Source organism: Pricia sp. (assembly GCF_041745955.1).
GTDB lineage: Bacteria > Bacteroidota > Bacteroidia > Flavobacteriales > Flavobacteriaceae > Pricia.
On the sequence record NZ_JBGTHY010000384.1, the window covers coordinates 1 to 1,686 of the forward strand.

Annotated in this window: 1 protein-coding gene; it reads left to right on the forward strand. The window is 44.7% G+C overall.

Translation table 11 applies throughout. From position 1 onward, the window contains the following. Positions 1 to 1,686 (forward strand): CRTAC1 family protein (locus tag ACEW8S_RS14015; protein WP_373518763.1); only part of this gene is annotated, 1,686 nt, incomplete at both ends.

Sequence of the window (1,686 nt, forward strand, 5' to 3'; positions counted from 1 at the left end):
GCCGGTGTTGCTGCAGCCGATTTTAACAATGACGGGCTCATAGACCTTTATTTTACCTCCAATCAAGGCGCCGACAAATTATATCTCAACAAGGGGAATTTCAAGTTTGAGGATAGTACCAAAAAGGCCGGAATCGACAACAAAGAGGGATGGACCACCGGCGTTACGCATGTCGACATCAATAATGATGGATTATTGGATCTCTATGTTTGTAAGGTAGGGCACTACAGAAACTTGAAAGGACAAAATTTGCTCTATGTCAATCAGGGCAATGACGACAGGGGCTATCCAATTTTTAAAGAGGATGCCGCTTCGTACGGACTTGATTTTTCCGGATTCTCCACACAGTCAGCCTTCTTCGACTATGATTTGGATGGCGATTTGGATATGTACCTCCTGAACCACTCGGTACACCCGAACCGTACCTACGGTAAAGGGGCCAAAAGAATGTCGGTGGATACCCTTTCGGGAGACAGACTCTATAAAAACGAAAAAGGAAAATTTATCGATGTGTCCTCAGAGGCCGGTATTTTTCAGGGTGAGATCGGTTATGGACTTGGCCTAGGCGTTGGTGACCTTACTAATGACGGCTATCCCGACATCTATGTGGGTAACGATTTCTTCGAGAACGATTACCTCTATATCAACCAAAAGGACGGCACGTTTGAGGACGTCATTTCGAAGGACGACACCCGGCTGGGCCATACCACCCATTTTTCGATGGGTAACGACCTAGCGGATATCAATAACGATGGCCGTATCGATATCGTTGCTATGGACATGCTTCCGGAGAATTTGAAAACCTATAAAACATCGGGGCTAGAGTATGCCTACACGACCTACCAGAACTATTTGCGCAACGGGTACGCCCCTCAGTATATGCAGAACAGTCTACACTTGAACTTGGGAAACGAAAATTTTAGTGAAATGGCAAACCTGTCCGGCATTTCGGCGACGGAGTGGTCTTGGAGCGCCCTTCTGGCCGATTATGATAACGACGGTCTCAATGACCTCTTTGTATCGAACGGTATCAAAGGTGCGACAAACGATATGGATTTTATCAATTTTATTGCCAATGAAAATATTCAAAAGCGCATCGAAAAAGGCATGACCAAAGAAGATATGGCCTTTATTTCTGAAATGCCCCAAAAGAAGATCGCCAACTATTTCTTTAAAAACCTTGGTGATCTTACCTTCGAAAACGTGACCGAAAAATGGTCCGACAAAGAAGCTTCTTACAGCAACGGCAGCGTATATGCCGATCTTGACAATGACGGCGATCTAGATATTATAGTGAACAATATCGATGAAGAAGCTTACCTTCTTAAAAATACTTCCGAGAAAAAGAAAACCGGTAATTTTTTGACTTTCGCCATTAAGGGAGAAGATAGGAATCCGTCAGGAATCGGCGCCAAAGTGATCCTGTACAACGGCGAACGGGTCTCCGCGCAAGAAAATTTTACGAGCCGGGGCTATTTATCTTCCGTTCCGCCGACCCTTCATTTAGGTGTCGGAAAAGATTCCGTTATCGATTCGCTTATGGTAATATGGCCCGGAGGCAAATACCAGTCCTTAAAATCGGTCGCCACGAATCAGCGCATACAATTGGACTACAAGGAAGCGGAAGGAAACTTCTATACCCAATTGCAAAAGAAGAAACCATCCTATTTAAAAAACGGTATGGAT